At 72.8% G+C, this 17,847-nt stretch carries 17 protein-coding genes; 10 read left to right on the top strand and 7 right to left on the bottom strand.

The window, feature by feature from the left end; translation table 11 throughout:
- Positions 1-11: 11 nt before the first annotated feature.
- Positions 12-611 carry a hypothetical protein gene (locus tag Val02_RS18590; protein ID WP_203900356.1) on the bottom strand — a complete coding sequence of 200 codons (600 nt, stop codon included), beginning with the start codon at positions 609-611 and terminating at the stop codon, positions 12-14.
- A gap of 209 nt (positions 612-820) precedes the next feature.
- On the opposite strand from Val02_RS18590, the gene Val02_RS18585 reads away from it, so the two are divergent.
- The gene (locus Val02_RS18585; RefSeq protein WP_203900355.1) at positions 821-1,954 is read left to right on the top strand and encodes a cytochrome P450 family protein; all 1,134 of its coding nucleotides are present in this window, start codon (positions 821-823) and stop codon (positions 1,952-1,954) included.
- A gap of 7 nt (positions 1,955-1,961) precedes the next feature.
- Here Val02_RS18585 and Val02_RS48230 read toward each other — a convergent pair whose 3' ends face one another.
- Positions 1,962-3,206: a chitosanase gene (locus Val02_RS48230; protein WP_203900354.1), complete on the bottom strand. Its 1,245-nt coding sequence runs from the start codon at positions 3,204-3,206 to the stop codon at positions 1,962-1,964.
- A 240-nt stretch (positions 3,207-3,446) separates the two neighbouring features.
- Here Val02_RS48230 and Val02_RS18575 point away from each other — a divergent pair, with 240 nt between their 5' ends.
- Positions 3,447-4,625, top strand: a complete 1,179-nt coding sequence (locus tag Val02_RS18575) for an MFS transporter (RefSeq protein ID WP_203900353.1) — start codon at positions 3,447-3,449, stop codon at positions 4,623-4,625.
- A gap of 101 nt (positions 4,626-4,726) precedes the next feature.
- On the opposite strand, the gene Val02_RS18570 is transcribed toward Val02_RS18575, so the two are convergent.
- Positions 4,727-7,504, bottom strand: a complete 2,778-nt coding sequence (locus Val02_RS18570) for a DEAD/DEAH box helicase (RefSeq protein ID WP_203900352.1) — start codon at positions 7,502-7,504, stop codon at positions 4,727-4,729.
- Positions 7,505-7,574: 70 nt separating this feature from the next.
- On the opposite strand from Val02_RS18570, the gene Val02_RS18565 reads away from it, so the two are divergent.
- A complete protein-coding gene (locus Val02_RS18565) occupies positions 7,575-8,261 on the top strand; it encodes an HAD family hydrolase (protein WP_239153162.1) in 687 nt (228 codons plus the stop codon).
- A 42-nt stretch (positions 8,262-8,303) separates the two neighbouring features.
- Here Val02_RS18565 and Val02_RS18560 read toward each other — a convergent pair whose 3' ends face one another.
- On the bottom strand, positions 8,304-8,804 hold the full coding sequence (locus Val02_RS18560; protein WP_203900350.1) for a hypothetical protein: 501 nt from the start codon (positions 8,802-8,804) through the stop codon (positions 8,304-8,306).
- A 126-nt stretch (positions 8,805-8,930) separates the two neighbouring features.
- On the opposite strand from Val02_RS18560, the gene Val02_RS18555 reads away from it, so the two are divergent.
- Together Val02_RS18555 and Val02_RS18550 are read left to right on the top strand one after the other, a co-directional pair.
- On the top strand, positions 8,931-9,602 hold the full coding sequence (locus tag Val02_RS18555; protein ID WP_203900349.1) for a hypothetical protein: 672 nt from the start codon (positions 8,931-8,933) through the stop codon (positions 9,600-9,602).
- A gap of 207 nt (positions 9,603-9,809) precedes the next feature.
- A complete protein-coding gene (locus Val02_RS18550) occupies positions 9,810-10,379 on the top strand; it encodes an RICIN domain-containing protein (RefSeq protein ID WP_203900348.1) in 570 nt (189 codons plus the stop codon).
- Positions 10,380-10,431: 52 nt separating this feature from the next.
- Here the strand turns inward: Val02_RS18550 and Val02_RS18545 are convergent, their stop codons facing one another.
- Together Val02_RS18545 and Val02_RS18540 are read right to left on the bottom strand one after the other, a co-directional pair.
- A complete protein-coding gene (locus tag Val02_RS18545; RefSeq protein ID WP_203900347.1) occupies positions 10,432-12,405 on the bottom strand; it encodes a hypothetical protein in 1,974 nt (657 codons plus the stop codon).
- 58 nt (positions 12,406-12,463) lie between these two features.
- Positions 12,464-13,015 (bottom strand): TetR/AcrR family transcriptional regulator, encoded by a 552-nt coding sequence (locus Val02_RS18540; RefSeq protein WP_203900346.1) that lies wholly within the window; start codon positions 13,013-13,015, stop codon positions 12,464-12,466.
- 87 nt (positions 13,016-13,102) lie between these two features.
- Here Val02_RS18540 and Val02_RS18535 point away from each other — a divergent pair, with 87 nt between their 5' ends.
- Both Val02_RS18535 and Val02_RS18530 read left to right on the top strand, forming a co-directional pair.
- On the top strand, positions 13,103-13,825 hold the full coding sequence (locus Val02_RS18535; RefSeq protein WP_203900345.1) for an SDR family NAD(P)-dependent oxidoreductase: 723 nt from the start codon (positions 13,103-13,105) through the stop codon (positions 13,823-13,825).
- 39 nt (positions 13,826-13,864) lie between these two features.
- Positions 13,865-14,212, top strand: a complete 348-nt coding sequence (locus tag Val02_RS18530; protein ID WP_308440007.1) for a VOC family protein — start codon at positions 13,865-13,867, stop codon at positions 14,210-14,212.
- Positions 14,213-14,224: 12 nt separating this feature from the next.
- Here Val02_RS18530 and Val02_RS18525 read toward each other — a convergent pair whose 3' ends face one another.
- A complete protein-coding gene (locus tag Val02_RS18525) occupies positions 14,225-14,971 on the bottom strand; it encodes an HD domain-containing protein (RefSeq protein WP_203900343.1) in 747 nt (248 codons plus the stop codon).
- Between the two features lie 69 nt (positions 14,972-15,040).
- Here Val02_RS18525 and Val02_RS18520 point away from each other — a divergent pair, with 69 nt between their 5' ends.
- The 3 genes from Val02_RS18520 to Val02_RS18510 all read left to right on the top strand — a co-directional run bounded on the left by Val02_RS18520 (position 15,041) and on the right by Val02_RS18510 (position 17,830).
- Positions 15,041-15,964, top strand: coding sequence for a LysR family transcriptional regulator (locus Val02_RS18520; protein ID WP_203900342.1), 924 nt, complete (start codon positions 15,041-15,043; stop codon positions 15,962-15,964).
- Positions 15,965-16,028: 64 nt separating this feature from the next.
- Complete coding sequence (locus Val02_RS18515) at positions 16,029-16,649, top strand: class I SAM-dependent methyltransferase (protein ID WP_239153139.1); 621 nt, start codon at positions 16,029-16,031, stop codon at positions 16,647-16,649.
- Positions 16,646-17,830, top strand: coding sequence for an MFS transporter (locus Val02_RS18510; RefSeq protein WP_203900340.1), 1,185 nt, complete (start codon positions 16,646-16,648; stop codon positions 17,828-17,830). The genes Val02_RS18515 and Val02_RS18510 overlap by 4 nt, the downstream gene beginning before the upstream one ends.
- The last annotated feature ends 17 nt before the right edge of the window (positions 17,831-17,847 follow it).

The raw sequence follows: 17,847 nt of genomic DNA, 5'->3' as shown, positions 1-17,847 counted from the left end.
AGATCAATCAACTACGGCTGTCGCAGCAGTTCCAGGATCTGGTTCAGCAGGTCGACGAGCGTGGCCAGGATCGGCACGCCGTCGAGCAGGCCGGCCACCGCACACAACAGGTTGCCGAGCAGGTTACCGGCACCGGTCACCGCGACGATGTCCAGGATGACGCGGTTCAGGTGCACCTCCAGGCCGAGGAGGTTGAGGTCCAGCGGCCCGAGGACCAGGTTGAGGATGTCGCACTCGACCGCGGCGGCCGTGACATCCCCGCTGCCACCGGACTCCTCCAGGTTGAGCGGCAGGGTGGTCACCTGCGTGGCGGTGCCGACCGGGTTGCCGGCCGAGTCCACGAGGTTCGCGACGAGCGTGCCCGTCGCGACGACCTGGTCACCCTGCTGGGAGAAGGCGTCCGGGACGAACGTTCCGGTCACGGTGCCCTGTCCACCGCTCGCGTCGGTGAACGTGCCCTGGACCGTCGACGTCATCGTGCCGGCGGGCTCCTGCTGCTGTTGCTGCACGGGGGCCACCGGAGCGGCACCGGCCGGGGCGGCCATCGTGCCGACACCTGCGAGGGCTAGTGCGCTCGCCACGAGGACGTTACGCAGAGTCCCTTTGCGCATGGATCACTCCCTTTGTTTGGGGGACTTGAACGGGATAGGCGTGCCCCCGAGTAACGGGATCAAACGACTGAGCGTGCACAGAGGTATTCAGATACTGAAGAACATGGACAAGATAGTTAGGTTTAGGCGAACGAAGTTCATCGACGTCTACAGTGGACGCTGTGTAGCCGACCCATCACAAAAGTCTGTCCACAGTGGAGGGCGCTCCGATGGCAGCGGATCCGTTCTCGGCCGAGTTCCCGCAGGACCCGCACGCCGGGTGGGCCGCGTTGCGCCGCGCCGGGCCCGTGCACCGGTTCCTCGTCGGCGGCGAGCCGATCTGGTACGTGACGCGGTGGGAGGAGGCGCGGCAGGTGCTCGCCGACCCGACCCTCACGAAGGTGCAGCCGACGCGCGGGGACTCCGACTTCGACGCCGCCATGCTCTTCGTCGACCCGCCCGACCACACGCGGCTGCGGCGGCTGGTGGCGTCGGCGTTCACGGCGCGGCGCACGGAGGGCCTGCGGCCGCGCATCCACCGGATCGCCGACGACCTGCTCGACGCAGTGCACGGGCGGGACGAGGTCGACCTCATCGACGCGTTCGCGTTCCCGCTGCCGATCCAGGTGATCTGCGAGCTGTTGGGCGTCCCGGCCGAGGACCGCGACTCGTTCCGCATCTGGTCGAACGCCCTGACGAGCCCGACCGCCCTCGACGCCCGCACGGCGGGGCAGCGCATGCGGGAGTACGTCACCGCGCTGATCGCCCACAAGCGCCGCCGTCCCACCGACGACCTGCTCGGCGCCCTGCTCGCCGAGGCGGACGACGGCGACCGGCTCTCCGACCGGGAACTGACCGCGATGGTGTTCCTGCTGCTCGTCGCCGGCCACGAGACCACGGTCAACCTGATCGCCAACGGCGTGTACGTCCTGTGCACCCGGCCCGAACTGCGCGACCGGTTGGCGGCCGACCCGGCGCTGCTGCCGTCGGCGGTGGAGGAGTTCCTGCGCTACGAGAGCCCCGTGGCGACGAGCACGTACCGGCGCACCACCCGACCGACGAGGATCGGCGGGGTGACCGTTCCGGCCGGCGAACAGGTGATGGTGTCGCTGCTGTCGGCCAACCGGGACAGCGCCCTCGCATCGGACCCCGACGGGGTGGACCTGTCCCGGCGGGCGCAGCATCTGGCGTTCGGGCACGGGATGCACTACTGCCTCGGGGCGCCGCTCGCCCGGCTGGAGGGCCAGGTGGCGCTCGGCACCCTGCTCGAACGCCACCCGAAGCTGACCCTCGCCACGCGTGACCTCACGTGGCGGGGCGGCCTCCTGATCCGCGGCCTGACCCGCCTGCCGGTCCGGCTGTGACGGGTGGCTAGGAGATGTGGAACGGGTCCCCGTACACCCGCCAGTCCAGCGGCGTGTCGAGGTCCAGGTTGCCGGCCCGCAGCCAGACCCGCTGCGCGGTGTCCACCCGGCTCGTGTCGCTGTGCGCCTCCTCGGTCTTCATGGCGGCCACCCGCGCGTCGAGGAACGCGTTCAGGAACGCCGTCTCGTCACCGCCCTGCGACGGCGGCCGCGCCACCCGCAGCGCAGCCGCCCGGATCCCGCCGAAGGAGACGGCGTCGCTGCCCGGCCCGTGCATCACGATGGCGTCGTAGTAGGCGAACTGCCCCAGCGCGCGCAGCCCGTCGGCCTTGGCCTGCCGCACGGCCGGGTCGAAGTAGACCTCGTCGCGCACCTCGTCCTGGGTGGCCCGGAAGACGGGATCCTGCGCGGCGGTGCGCCAGTCGGCGGGGTAGTTCGGGTCGAGGCCGGCGTGCGAGTCGGTGCCGTTGACGGCGCGCAGGGCCGGCAGGTAGCCGGCGAGAACGTTGCCGGGCTTGCGGGCCGTGTAGCGGTTCACCACGTCGAGCATGTCGCCGGTGCCGGAGCAGAAGCCGATGATGCCGGCGGTGTAGCCGCGCCCGTCGTCGATGTCCTCGATGTAGCCGTACTGCGCCCGCCAGTCCAGCGAGGAGTTCTCGGCGCTGGAGACGATCTGCATCGCGATGTCCTTCTTCACCGGATCGGTCAGGTCGACCCGGGTGCGCGGACTCGTGGTGGCGCCCGGCGTCGGCGACGGCGTGGTGCCGGTCGCGCCGAAGACCTTCAGCTCCCAGAGGGAGTAGCCGTAGGGCGTTGCGCGGCCGGTGCCGTGCACCCGCACGAAGCGGGCCGACGCCGACAGGCCGGTGAGGTCGTCGGTGCCGCCGTCGCCGTTCGTGACGGTCCTCGCGACGTTCCAGGTCGATCCGTCGGTCGAGGTCTGCAGGGTGAACGCCGTCGCGTAGGCCGCCTCCCAGGACAGCTGCACCCGGCTGACCTGTGCGACGGCGCCGAGGTCGACCTGGATCCACTGCGGGTCGACGCCCTCGGCGCTGGCCCACCGGGTGGCGGTGTCGCCGTCGACGGCGTTGGCCGCCGCGAACGCCGTCCCCTCCAGCGAGGACGCGGTGGCGGGGCGCCCCTGGGAGAGCAGCGCCTCGTCGGCCGCCTGCGCGGCGTACACCAGGGCACCGGCGCCCACGAGGACGACCGCGGCGGCGGAAGCCGCGACCAACCCGAAAGTCCTTCTCATTCGCCGGACATTAATCGACGCTCACGAAAACCTCAGTGCCGTACGTCCGGATTAACGGCGTTTAAGCCGCACCTAAGCTTTCGGGCTGGTTCGCCCCGCTGAATCCCCGACGCGGCGGCCCGATCTCCCGGGTAGCATCGCGCCCATGACCTGGCGATGTTGATCCAGCGCTGAGCCCCGTGGACCCCCTACCGGACGAGCACCTCCGCGTCCGGTCGGTTCACCACGGGAAGGCCCTCGATGGCACGTCGTCTTGCCACCACGCTCTACGTCTACACGTTCCTCAGCGAGTTCGTGCTGCTGTATCCGGTGTACGCGCTGCTGTTCGCCGACACCGGGCTGTCCGACGCGCAGATCTCGTCGCTGTTCGTCATCTGGTCGACCTGCGGCATCGTGCTCGAGGTGCCCACGGGTGCGCTCGCGGACGCGTTCTCGCGGCGGCTGGCGGTCGTCCTCGCGCCGCTGCTGACCGGCGCCGGGTTCGCCCTGTGGGTGTGGGCGCCGGCGTACTGGTCGTTCGCGCTCGGGTTCGTCCTGTGGGGGCTGGGCGGCACGATGTCCTCCGGCGCCCTCGAGGCCCTCGTCTACGAGGAACTCGAACGACACGGCCACGAGGACTCCTACGCCTCGATCATCGGCCGTTCCGAGACGGTGAACGGCATCGCCCTGCTGTCCGGGACGGCCGCGGCCGCTCCGGTGATGGACGCCGGTGGCTATCCCGCGGTCGGGGCGGCCAGCGTGGCGGTGTGCCTCCTGGCGGCCCTGGTCGCAACCCGCTTCCCCGATGGGGCCGCGGCCAAGAAGGCGGCCGACGACGAGCCCGGCATGATCGACACACTCAAGGACGGGCTGCGGATGGCCCGCCGGGACGCGCGCGTGCGGCACGCGCTGCTGCTCATCCCCGGGATCGCCGCGATCTGGGGCGCGCTGGAGGAGTACACGCCGCTGCTGGCCCGCGACACCGGCGTCACCACGGCGACCGTTCCGCTGCTGCTCCTGCTGATCTCGGGCGGGATCGCCGTCGGCGGGCTGCTCGCCGGGCCGGCCGCCCGGCTGTCGACCCGGGCCGTGGCGTTCGTCATCGCGGGCGCGGCCGTCGCGCTGGGGCTCGGCGCGCTCTCCGGCCGTCCGTCGGGGATCGTCGCGGTGGGTGCGGCGTTCGCGGCGTTCACGGCGGTCGGGGTGGTCGCGGGGACGCGGCTGCAGCAGGGGATCACCGGCCGGGCGCGGGCCACCGTCACGTCCCTCGCCTCGGCCGGCACCGACGTCGGCACGATCGCCGTGTACGGGCTCTACGCCGGCCTCGCCCCGCTCGGGCACGCGGCGGTGTTCGCCCTGCTGTCGGTGCCGTACCTGGGCGTGGCCTGGTGGCTGGCCCGCCACCGCGCGGAACTGAGGCCCGAGCCGGTCGAGGTGTGACGCGAGCCCGCCCGGGCACCACCTCGAGCGAGGCCTCCGCCCAGCCGAGCCGGCCGCGCGCCGGCGAGGCGCCGCGGCCAAGCCGGCCTGCGGGCGGATCCTCAGGCCATGGAGGTGTAGGCGAGCACACCCCGGCGCACCGCCGACATCGCCTGCCTGGCCGACTCGCGCAGCGCCGGCGCCGCACCGGACGCCTCCGCGAGCTGGCCGAGCAGGTCGATCACCTGACGCGCCCAGCGGACGAAGTCGCCCGCCGGCATGTCGCCCTCGAGCCCGTGCGCGGAGGCGAGCACCTTGGCCAGGGACTCGCCCCGCGCCCAGCGGTACATCGGCCACACGAACCCGAGATCGGGCTCACGGGTCAGCGACAGCCCGCGTTCGCTCTCGTCGGCCTCCAGCTTGGCCCACATGCCGAGGGTCGCCGTGACGGCCTCGCCCAGCGGGCCGTGCGGCACCGACGCCCGGTCGTCGGACTCGCGCCGCGACTCGTAGAGCACGACCGACACGGCGGCCGCCAGTTCGGCCGGGGCGAGCCCGTCCCACACCTTCTGCCGCAGGCACTCGGCGACCAGCAGGTCGGACTCGGTCCAGATGCGGGCCAGCATGCGGCCGGCGTCGGTCACCTCACCCGAGCCGGACAGGTAGCCGCGCGCCGTGAGCAACGCGCACACCCGGTCGAACGTGCGCGCCAACGACCCCGTGCGGCTGGCGACCCGGGTCCGCAGCCCGTCGGTCTCCTTCGCGAGGCGCCAGCGGCGTTCGGCCCAGCGGGCGTGCTCCTCGCGGTCGCCGCAGCCGTGGCAGGGGTGGCGGCGCATCCGGTTGCGCAGGTCGAGCAGCTGCTCGTCGTCGGCAGCCCCGCGCCCGGCCTTGCCCCGGGCCCGGCCGCGCCCGCCACGGTCGGTCAGCCGCGCGGGCCCCGCTCCGGCGGTCGCGGCGCGCATCGAGGCCGCCAGGTCCCGCCGTGCCTGCGGCGAACGGTGGTTGAAGTGCTTCGGCACCCGCACCCGGCCGACCGGTTCGACCACGGCGGAGAAGTCCGTCGCCGGGATCCGGCCGGCCCAGCGGTCCTCGGTCAGGACCATCGGCCGGGGCTCCCCGAACCCGCCCACGCCCGGGTCGAGGATCACGGCGAAGCCGGCCCGCCGCCCGGTCGGCACCCGCACCACGTCCCCCACGCGCAGCCGGTGCAGCGAGTCCAGCGCGGCGGCGCGCTGCTGCGCCGCGCCCTGGCGGGCGAGGGCCTTCTCCCGGTCGGCGATGGCGATGCGCAGCCCGAAGTACTCGCCGAAGTCGCCGAGATGGCAGGTCGCCGACCTGTCGTACTGCGCCATCGCCTCGGTGTTGCGCTGCACCTGGCGCGCCACGCCGACGACCGAACGGTCCGCCTGGAACTGCGCGAACGACGACTCCAGCAGCTCGCGCGCCGCCGCCGAACCCACGCTGCCGACGAGGTTGACCGCCATGTTGTAGCTGGGCCGGAAGCTCGACTTGAGCGGGTACGTGCGGGTCGAGGCCAGGCCGGCCACGTGGCGCGGGTCCACCTCCGGCGCCCACACCACCACGGCGTGCCCCTCGACGTCGATGCCCCGCCGCCCGGCCCGCCCGGTGAGCTGCGTGTACTCGCCGGGCGTCAGGTCGACGTGCGCCTCGCCGTTGTACTTGACCAGGCGCTCCAGCACCACGCAGCGGGCCGGCATGTTGATGCCGAGGGCGAGCGTCTCGGTGGCGAAGACCGCCTTGACGAGCCCCCTGACGAACAGCTCCTCGACGACCTCCTTGAACGCCGGCAGCATCCCGGCGTGGTGTGCGGCGAGGCCGCGTTCGAGGCCGTCGAGCCACTCCCAGTAGCCGAGCACCTGCAGGTCCTCGCCGGGGATGTCGCGGATGCGCTCCTCGACGACGGCGCGGATCTCGGCCCGTTCCTCCGGACCGGTGAGCCGGAGCCCGGCGGACATGCACTGCTGGACGGCGGCGTCGCAGCCGGCGCGGCTGAAGATGAACAGGATCGCGGGCAGCAGGCCCTCGCGGTCCAGGCGCTCGACGGTGTCGGCCCGGGCCGGGACCACCCGGCGGCGCGCGTTGCGACCACCGGCCCCGCGCCGGTCGGTCTCGCCCCAGGAGAGCCGCCGGTGCAGCTCGCGGGTGTGCCGCAGCAGCTCGGGATGCACCTCGTGCATCTGCGCCGCTTCCTGGTCGTGGAACAGGTCGAACATCCGCTTGCCGACCAGCATGTGCTGCCACAGCGGCACGGGGCGGTGCTCGCTGACGACGACCTCGGTCTCGCCGCGCACCGTCACCAGCCAGTCGGCGAACTCCTCCGCGTTGGACACCGTCGCCGACAGCGAAACCAGCGTCACCGACTCGGGCAGGTGGATGATCACCTCCTCCCACACCGCGCCCCGGAACCGGTCGGCGAGGTAGTGCACCTCGTCCATGACCACGTAGGAGAGGCCGCGCAGCGCCGGCGAACCGGCGTAGAGCATGTTGCGCAGCACCTCGGTGGTCATCACGACGACCGGCGCGTCGCCGTTGATGGCGTTGTCGCCGGTGAGCAGGCCCACCTTGGCCGCGCCGTGCACCTGCACCAGATCGTTGTACTTCTGGTTGGACAGGGCCTTGATCGGCGTCGTGTAGAAACACTTGCGGCCCTGTCGCAGGGCCAGGAAGACCGCGAACTCGCCGACGACGGTCTTGCCGGCACCGGTCGGCGCGCAGACCAGCACGCCGCTGCCGCGTTCGAGCGACTCGCACGACTCGCGCTGGAAGTCGTCGAGGTCGAACGGCTGCGACTCGGTGAAATCGGTCAGCGCCGGGAAGCGGGCGGTCTCGTCGGCCCTCCGCCGGGCCTGTTCGTACCGCTCGGCAGGGCTGGTCATGACCACCAGGCTACGAGAAACACCCGGTGAAGCGCTCCCCGGTATCTTGGGGCCGGTGATCAGCGGCACTCTGAGCGGCGTCCTGTTCGACTTCCACGGCACCCTGGCCCAGGTGGAGGAGCCGTCCGCGTGGGTGGTCGCGGCCGCGGCCGCCTGCGGGCACGACCTCTCCTTCGAGCGTTCGGGGGAACTGGCGGAGCGGCTCATCGTGGCCGGACGGGCCGGTGGACCGTTCCCGGAGAAGGTCCCGGCACACCTGACCCGGCTCTGGGACGACCGCGACCTCGACGCGGCGACGCACCGCGCCTGTTACACCGGGTTGGCGGCCACCGTGGAGACGGGGATCGAGGGGCTGCCCGACGCCCTGTACGACCGGCTGCTGATCGCCGAGGGCTGGGTGCCGTACCCGGACGCGGTGCCGGTGCTCTCGACGCTGCGCGATGCCGGCATCAAGGTGGCGCTGGTCAGCAATATCGGCTTCGACCTGCGCGGCATCTGTGCCGGCATCGGGCTCGACCCGTTCGTGGACCACTACGCGCTGTCGTACGAGGCGGGGGTCTGCAAGCCCGATCCGGCGATCTTCCTGGGCGCCTGCGCGGCGCTGGGCGTGCCGCCCGCCGAGGCGCTGATGGTCGGCGACACCCCCGCCGACGCAGGCGCGGTGGCCGCGGGGATCCGGGCCCTGACCCTCCCGGTAGACCCGCCCGGCAAGCCCCACGGCCTGGACGCCGTCCTCCGCCTGGCCGGACTCCACTAGCCCGCCGGTTCGTCGCCGCCACAACTGCAAGATCGGCGAGGCTCAGTCGGGTCGGCGGTCGCTGACCGAGCCGCCGAGCGGGAAGTCCAGGGTGCCGCTGCCCGGCTCCAGCGAGTCGCGGATGGCGTTGACCAGCGCGATCTGCGCCTCGGCGGGACCCCGCATCGCCCGGTCGAACGCCGCCGCGTCCAACGGGTCGCCGATGGTGTCCCGGGCGGCCACGCCGAGGAAGCCGCCGACCGCCCGCCCGAACGCGTCGATCTCCCGCGCCACCCGCACCGGCGCGACGAGGCTCGCGCAGGTGAGCGCGGCGCTCCAGCGCGCCCAGTCGTAGTTCCAGCCGGTCCGGCCGTCGTGCGCCCGCTTGATGATGATCACGAACGTCGCGTACTCGCGCAGCAGGTCCTGATAGGCGGCCAACTGCCGGTCGCGCACCCAGTGCCGGTCCTGCGCCCGCCGGGTCAGCAGCGCGCCGAGCACCACGCCGACGCCGGCCGACAGGGCGCCGCCGGCCGTCGTGAGCGCCGTTTCCAGGACAGCCATGCGGTGATTGTGGTCCATCGCGCCACCGCGAGCGCGAACGGCACCGGGCCGAGGGCGTTCACCAGGCCGCGCTCGTCCGGCTCAAAATGCGCTTCCGATCATCTGATGCGCTGGCACGATGGCCACATGGATCCGACCGAGTTTCGTCGTCAGGTCGTGCGGAGGCTGCGATACGGCCTAAACGTCGTCGCCCTTGAACGCGACCTCGTACCACCTGAGGGACCATTCGACGTGGCCCTGACTAACGGACTCGCAGCGATCGTTGCCCACGATCATCCAGGCAAGGAGAAGGACAGTAAAGGCCGGATGCTACCGGCGAGCGCACTTCTGAAGATCCTCGAAGATGCCGGTGCACCCGTCGACTTTCCTGCACTTCGCGAAGCCCTTGTCGATGTCACACAACCGATGCGCCACGCGCGCGCGGACGATGAATTTCTTCTACCCACCCAGCGGCACCTTCGCGCCCTCGTCGACCTTGATTCGCACGCAGCACTGCTTGTTCTGGATCTTGCACGAGTCGCGGGCAGAGTTGAGACCCTGGTCATGAATCTTTACGAGGACGCGGCGGGTGAAGCCACGGGTATCGACTTCATGTCACCCGAAGACCGGCTTCTTCGTCCTGACCTCGAGGCCTGCGACGAATGCGGGCGTATGACGTTCTGGCCGGATGGGCACGATGAGTTCGGCGGAACTAACTCGACCGGCCGGTGCGTCGCGTGCGGCTATGAACGCACCGCCGAAGCTGCGGAGAAACTAGCCCTAGAAGCCGAATACGAACGCTATATGGCCAAGGACTGAGGTGCCATCAGAAGATGCCCACCGGACGCTGCGCCGCCTCGAACGGCACGGCCTCGTCGCGCGGCGAGGCGCTGCTGCCCGTGCTCGCCACGATCACCGCGTGGGCCGAGGCGAACGGCGCCTGATCCGGACTACGGATCTCTGCGTATGTCCCCGCGGCGGGGCCGGCCCCCATTCTCGGTTCCCTACCGATTGGAGGGCATCGACATGCCGAACACCCACACCTGGGCCGAGCGACGCAGGAAAGTCCTCGGGCTGCTGAGCGTCACTCTCCTGGCCCTGACCGTGCTGGTCACCACGGCGAACGCCGCGCAGGCGGGCCCGGGGCCGTTCTACTACATCGTGGCCGAGCACAGCGGCAAGGTGCTCATGCCGGAGAACCACTCGAAGGACCCCGGCGTGCGCATCGTGCAGATGCCGAGGGGCGGCTTCGGCGCACAGCACTGGAAGGTGCGCCACGTGGAGAACCTGTCGAACGGGCAGACCATCCGCAAGTTCGAGAACCGGCACAGCCACCTGTGCATCACGATCGTCGACCACGAACCGGGCCTGCTCACGCAGGACCAGTGCGAGACCGGCGGCTGGTACCGCGAGTGGACCGTGTCCAACTGGAACGACCTGTGGGCCGAACGCCCGGTGAAGATCTGGTCGCACGAGTCCAACCTGTGCATGGACATGTACGGCGGCTGGGTCGACGACTACACGCCGGCGGCGCAGTACTGGTGCCACAGCGGGCCCAACCAGACGTTCCGCGTGGACTACGTCGAGGGCACCTGACAACGGCGTCGCCTGGTCCGGGTGCGGGAACCGCGTCGGACCGGGCGGCGCACTACGGGCGGATCACGTAGAAGAGCGAGCCCTGCTGGCGCACCGGCCAGCCGTTCGGGGCGTACCAGCCGCACACCTCGGCGGTGGAGGCGCACACGACGGCGTCGACCGTGGACGGGTCGGCCGGTGGGCGTTTGGGCAGCTGAGACTGCATGGAGACGAGTTCGCGGCCGTCGAGGACGAGCCACCACGGGTACTCGTAGGCGTCGTTGTTCTGCACGATGCCGATGCGCCGGGCGCCGCTGTCGCGCACCGCCTGCCCGACGAGGCGGTAGTCGTCCGCCCAGTCCTCCCGCACGACGAAGAGGCTGTGCCAGCGGTCGAGCACGAACACCGACTCGGCGCCGACGAGCCGGCGCGGCCAGCCGTAGACGGCCGACCCCCACCCGGCGACCCCGCCGAGCGCGATCACCACCGCAGCGACGCCGGCGAGCGCCCGCCGCCCGCGCGACTCCCCGACCCCGGCGGCCGCGTCGTCCGAGGCGGGCGGCGCGGGGTGGCGGGCGAAGAGCCGTTCCAGCCACAGCCCGGCCAGCGGCACGGCGAGGATCAGCAGATACATGGTCAGCCGGTTCCCCCACGGCTGCCACTTCATCGTCGCGACGTGCACCAGCGCCCCGAACACCGCCAGCGCCGCCGTCCCGCGCCGCACCGCCGCCACGCCGGGCCCGCCGCCCGGCCGCAGGAGGAGGGCCACGGTGCCGGCGACGACCAGCAGCGCCTGCAGCGGCTGGGCCGACTTCCCCTCCGACGGGTACCAGGTGACGGCCGGGAAGGTCTGGTTGTCGAACGTGATCGCCGGATCCGACGGGTCGACGCCCATGGCCCGGCACATCCCGCCGACCGCCCGTCCGGCGGCCACCCCGAGCGGCAGCACCGGCGTGTCGAACATGCTGTGCGCCTGCCGCAACCCGTTGCACACCAGGGCGGCCGGATCGTGCCGTTGCAGCGTCAGGGACTGCCGCACGTACTCGTGTCCGGTGGGATTGCCGAACTCCACGTAGTTCCGCCACATGAAAGGCCCGGTGAAGGCGGCGGTGACCAGCGCGACGGCGAGGCCCGCGGCGGCGACCCCGGCGCTCGTGCGCACGCGGCCCGACGGCCACCCGCGGCGCAGCCACGCGACGAGCCACCACGCGACCAGAACCCCGACCAGCACCAGCGTCTGCGACTTGGTGACGCCCGCGAGCCCCGCCGCGACGGCCACGAACACCACGCGCGTGGGACCGGAGATCCCGTCGAGGACGAGCGTGGCCGCGGCCACCACCCACAGCGCCACGATGATGTCGGTCTGCGTGCTGCTGGCCTCGAGCACGACGGTCGGCGCCGTCCCGGCCACGAACGCCGCGATCAGCTGCGCCCGCCGCCCGCCGCCGAGCTGCGCCGCCACGCGTGAGACGGCGAGCAGGCAGAGCACGCCCGCCCCCCACGCGACCCCCGCGTAGAACCGGTCCCCGCCGGTGAGCACCCGCAGGTGGACGAGCAGGTATTCGGCGCCGGGCGGGTAGGCGACCTGCCGGGCGATGGCGATCGCGTAGGGCTCGACGGAGTGCTGCGCCACCCAGTGTTCGATGCGGGGCAGGTGGTAGCTGAGCGAGTCGTAGGTGTTCGGGGCGGAGAGGAGCGCGAGGAGCAGTTCGACCGAGACCAGACCGGCCAGCGCGACCACGCCGACCCGCTCGGCGCGGCCCAGCCCCGAGAGGCGCCCGCGGAAGGGCGGAAGGGACGGGCGCCCGCGCGCCACGGCCCCGGCCGCCGCTACGACGCACCCGCCGAGCCACACCGCGAGCACTCCGCCGAACGTCAGCCGCGTCCAGTGCGACAGCGCCTCCACCGCGACGACGGCGGTCCCGCCGACGAGCAGCGCCGCCCGGACGAGCGCGAGCCGGGTGGGCCCCGGGACGGGCCGCCGCGGCCGCACCGCGAGGGCGGTCAGTGCGAACGCCACCACGGGCAGCGCGACAAGGGCGGCCATCCCTCTCCCGTCCCCGATGTTCCCCGTGCGGTCGAGCCCGGATCATACGGTCCGGTGATCAGCCGGCCGTGCGCAGGCCGTCGACGAAGAACGCGAGGTGCCGCCGCCATGCCCCGGGCGAGGTGCGGATCACCTGGGACATCGCCTGGACCAGCGCCCCGAAGTCGTCCGGCGCGAAGTCCGCGCGCAGCTGCCCGCTCTCCTTGGCGCGGGCCAGGAGCCGCTCGACGTTGCCGAACGTGCGGTGGCACGCCTCCAGCAGCTGCGGCGAGACGGCGACCCGGCCGGCGAGGGCGTCGTTGAGGCTGCGGTCCTCGGCGTGCAGCGCGAAGAGCCCGTCGAGGAACGCGACCAGCCCGGCCCACGCGTCGGCGTGGTCGAGCGCGGCGACGGCGAGGTCGTCGAGGACGGCGAGCCGCATCGGCAGGAGCGCGTCCTGCAGCGCGTCGCGGGTCGGGAAGTGGTTGTAGAGCGTGCCGATGCTGACGCCGGCGCGGCGGGCGATCTCGTCGAGCGGGGCGTCGAGGCCGCGTTCGGCGAACAGCTCGGCCGCGGCGCCCAGGAGGCGGTCGCGGTTGCGGGCGGCGTCGGCACGCAGCGGCTTTCCCATGCGGCCATCCTACGAAGTTGAGTATGCCCTCAGGTTACTGCTACGGTTCGGCCAACCTGAGGCACCCCTCAACTTAGGAGGCACACCATGCCGACCACCGTCGTTCTCGGCGCCGGACCGGGCCTGGGCATGTCGATCGCGCACCGCTTCGGCCGGGAGGGGCACCGCGTCGCGCTGGTCTCCCGGGACGCCACCCGGCACGCCGGCTACCTCGCGTCGCTCGCCGCCGCGGGCGTGGACGCCGAGGCGTTCGTCGCGGACGTCCGCGACCGGGCTCAGCTACTGTCCACTTTGGACACTCTGACGGAACGGCAACACGCGCCCGAAGTCGTCTATTACGGCCCCTCCGGGCTGGATCCGGAGACGCCGCCGACGATGCGCGACATCACGCGGATCGACGCAGACGACGCGCGGGACGCGCTGAGCTGGCTCTACCCGGCGATCGACGTCGTCGGCGCGGTGCTGCCCGGCATGGTGGCGCGCGGCGGCGGCGCCCTGCTCTTCGCCGGCGGCGTGAGCGCGGTGACGCCCATGCCGATGCTCGGCGCCATGGCGCTGCACTCCGCCGCGCTGCGCAACTACGCCCTCACCCTGAACGCCGCCCTCGCCCCGCAGGGCGTCTACGCCGGCACGCTCACCATCGGCGGCCTGATCGCACGCGGCGACATCCACGCGCTCGTCACCTCCGACCCGCGCTACGGCGTGCCCGGCACGGTGCCCACGCTCGACCCCGACGCGCTGGCCGACACCCTGTGGGACCTCGCCACGAAGCGCGATCGCCCCGAGGCCGTCGCGAACGTCGTCCCCTGACGTTTCGCGCCCGCGCACCGGGGGCAGTTCTCCCCCGTGGTGAGCAGATTCGCGCAGTGGACACTCGACGTGCACGACGTGGAACGGATGGCTGCGTTCTGGGCGGAGGCGCTCGGATACCGGATCGATCCGGGCGCCGACGGGGACGCGCACCTGCTGCCCCCGGACGGGGTGGGAATGACGGTGTGGTTGCAGCCCACGGACGTTCCCAAGGAGGGGAAGAACCGCGATCACCCGGATCTCGTCGTCGACGGCGACGTGGACGCGGAGGTCGCGCGGCTGGTGGCGCTCGGCGCGAGACAGGCGGACGTCGGCCAGCGCGGCGACGAGGGGTTCGTCGTGCTGGCCGACCCCGAGGGCAACGAGTTCTGCCTCCTGCGCCGGTAGGCCCCTGGACGCTCAGCGCGGCTGGTCGGCGTCGGCGGCGAGGATCGCGGCGAACCGCTCGGCGCCGAGGTCCAGCTGCCGGTTGATGTGCGCGCGGACGGCCGGCGGCAGCGGGGTGTCGGGACGTTCGAGGAGGTCCCGCAGGACCGGCAGCGCGCCGGTGTACTTGCGCGCGGCGCGGGGCACCTTGGGGCCGACGGTGTGCACGATGCCGACCCCGTTGTCGGTGAAGTCGGAGAGCTTCAGCACCCGCGCCCACGGCTCGTCGGCCAGGGCGGTGGCCAGGTGGGTGACGTAGCGGCGGTTCGCGGCCTGCGGGCCGGGGTCGTCCTGCGGGGACGGCTCGGGGTTGGTGACGGCGCCGACGAGGCGGGCGACGCGGGCGTTGTAGCGTTCGGCGATCGCCGCGAAGGCCGCCTCGCGCGGGGGCGGGCCGTGGTTCGCGACCCCCGCCACGGCCCACGGCTGGTCCTCGACCGCGTCGTGCAGCAGCGCGGCGACCAGCACGTCCGGGTCGGTCACCCGGTAGTGGCACAGGATGCGCAGGCACACCCGCAGCAGGTGGTTCGCGTACGGCTCGCGGACGCGGCGCTGGTCGGCGTGGAGGCGTTCGGCCCAGTCGGCCGCGGTCCGTACGGTGTCGCCGGCCGGCAGGCGGTCCAGCTCGTCGTCGAGCCGGCGGCGCAGGCCGGCCTGCCCGTGGATCTCGGTGATGGCGTGCAGCGGCATGACCCGCAGGTGCGCGATGTCGAATGTCATGCATCCATGATGATCTCGGTTCGGCTCCGCGAAAACTATCTCTTGGCCGCCGAGCTATAGGCTCAGCCTATGGAACGGGTCTCCACCGAGGCGCTCAGCGCGTTCGCCGTCTTCGCCGAGCACCTGAACCTCACCAAGGCCGCGGCCGCGCTGCACATCTCCCAGCCGTCGCTGCACGCCAAGCTCGCCGCCCTGGCCCGCCAGCTCGACCGCGCCCTCTACGAACGGGTCGGCCGCCGGCTCGTGCTGACACCGGAGGGCGAGGCGGTGGCGAGGTTCGCCCGCGACCGCGACGAACGCCTGCACCGGTTCCTCGACGAACTGCACGACCTCCCGACGACCCGGCCGATCGTGCTCGCCGCCGGCCACTCGGCGTATCTGCACATCCTCGGCGAGGTGATCCGCTCGACGCTGGCGGCCCGGCCCGGTTCGCTGCGGTTGATGCACACGCACCGGCACCAGATGCTGAGCGCGATCCGCACCGGCCGGGCGCATCTCGGGGTCGCCACGCTGGACACGCTGCCCGACGACCTCGAACACGTGCCGGTGGCGACGTACGGCTCGGTGCTGCTCTGCCCGACCGGGCATCCCCTGGCGGAACGCGACAGCGTCACCCTCGCCGACCTCGCCGGCGCCGAACTGGTCGTCCCGCCGCCCGCCCGCCCGCTGCGCGTCACGCTGGAGAAGGCGCTGCGCGACGCGGGCGTCGCCTGGACCGTCGCCGTCGAGGCCGAGGGGTGGCCGCTGACCGTCCACTTCGCGGCGCTCGGCGTGGGGCTGGCGGTCGTGGCCGGCTGCATCGAACCGGCGCCGGGCCTGGTGGCGGTGCCGATCGACGACCTCGTCGGCGTCACGTACCACGCCACCCACCGCCCCGGCGCCCTGGACGACCCCCGCGTGGCGGCCCTCCTGACGGCGATCCTGGACCACACCGCCGGCTCCGGGGCCGGCCGCCCGCGCAAGATCCGGACGAGTGGCACGCCGGCCACGTAATGCGGCGCGGATGAGGGGCCGGCGTTCCACTCGCGGCGATCATGGGACGCCGCCGGCGACCCGGGTGCGCGACTACGATGACCGGATCGACTACGACGAGCTGTATCGCGATGCCGCCGGGAGCGGTGGGCCGCCCTGGGAGATCGGGGGGCCGCAGCCGGCGTTCGCGCCGGTGCTCGCCGGGGAGGTCAGGGGGCCGCGGGTGCTCGACCTCGGCTGCGGCACCGGTGAGCTGGCGCTCGCGCTGGCCCGGCGCGGGTTCGAGGTGACCGGGGTGGACATCTCGCAGGTGGCCGTCGGGCGGGCCCGGGCGAAGGCCGCCGCCGAAGGGCTGGGCGTGCGCTTCGAGGCGCGGGACGCGACCGCGTTGTCGCCGCAGGACGGGCCGTTCGACTCGATGTTCGACTCGGGGCTGCTGCACAATCTCGACCGGTTCGGCGGGGCCGCACGGTATCTGGCGCTGCTGCCGCGGCTCGCCGCGCCGGGCGGTGCGCTGTTCCTGCTCGCGATCGCGCCGGAGGCGGAGCAGGGGTGGGGGTTGTCCGAGGGGTACCTGCGGGCGGCGTTCGACGCTCCACTGTGGACGGACACCAGGGTCACGCCGGTCGACGTCGCCGCGCACTGGGACGGGCGGGCCCACACCCTGGCCGGCCACCTGCTGCGGACGGTGCGCGCCGCCGCATGACCACCGTCGCACCGCCGCCGGCAGCCGTCCGCCACGCCACCACGGCCACGTACGCCGCGTTCATCGGCTCCGGCTTCGCGTTCGCCAGTTGGGCCGCCCGCATCCCGCAGGTCCGGGACCGGCTCGAACTGGATCCGGCCGCGCTCGGGCTGGTGCTGCTGGCCATCGCCGCCGGTTCGGTGCTGGCGCTGCCGCTGTCCGGGCCGGTCGTGACGCGGGTCGGGTCGGCGCGCACGGTCGCCGCGATGGCGGTTCTGGCCGGCGTCGGGCTGACCACCGCCGCGCTCGGCTCGCTCGTCGGCGTCGCACCCGTGGTCGTCGGCCTCTTCCTGCTGGGCTTCGCCGAGGGCGCCTGGGACGTGGCGATGAACGTCCAGGGCACCGTCGTCGAGCGACATCTCGGCAAGTCGATCATGAGCCGGTTCCACGGCGGGTGGAGCCTCGGCACGGTCGCCGGCGCGCTGGCCGGTTCGGCCATGGTGTGGCTGCGGGTGCCGGTCGCCGCGCACCTGAGCGCCGCCGCCGTCCTGGTCGTGGCGGGCGTGGTGTGGCACACGCGGCACTTCGTCCCGGATCACGACGACGCCGCGGCGGCCGGCGGCGACAACCCGCCGCCCGGTGGCGCACTGGCCGCCTGGCGGGAGCCGCGCACCCTGCTCATCGGCCTCTTCGTGCTCACCTTCGCGTTCGCCGAGGGGGTCGGCAACGACTGGATCAGCGTCGCCGCGATCGACGGCCACCACCTCTCCCCCGCGCTCGGCACGCTCGCGTTCGCCGGGTTCCTGACGGCCATGACGGCCGGCCGCTGGTTCGGGCCGGCGCTGCTGGACCGGTACGGCCGCGCGCCCGTCGTGCGGGTCCTGTCGCTGATCGGCATCGTCGGGGTGCTGCTGTTCGTCCTCGGGCCCGCGCCCGGCTACGCCTACGCCGGCGCGCTGCTGTGGGGGTTCGGCACTTCGCTCGGCTTCCCGGTCGGGATGAGCGCCGGCGGCGACGAACCGCGCCGGGCCGCCGCACGGGTGAGCGTCATCGCCTCGATCGGCTACTGCGCGTTCCTCGCCGGGCCGCCGGCGATCGGGTTCCTCGGCGAGCATGTCTCGGTGCTGCGGGCCACCGCCTCCGTCGCGGTGCTGCTCGGGCTGGCCGTCGTCATCGCCGACAGCATCCGCCCGCCCCGGTAGGCGCCGGAGCGGGCCGG

Source organism: Virgisporangium aliadipatigenens (assembly GCF_016863615.1).
In the GTDB taxonomy this organism is placed as follows: Bacteria; Actinomycetota; Actinomycetes; order Mycobacteriales; family Micromonosporaceae; genus Virgisporangium; species Virgisporangium aliadipatigenens.
The sequence above is the reverse complement of the archived record's forward strand: the minus strand, read 5'-3'. Positions and strand labels throughout refer to the sequence as shown.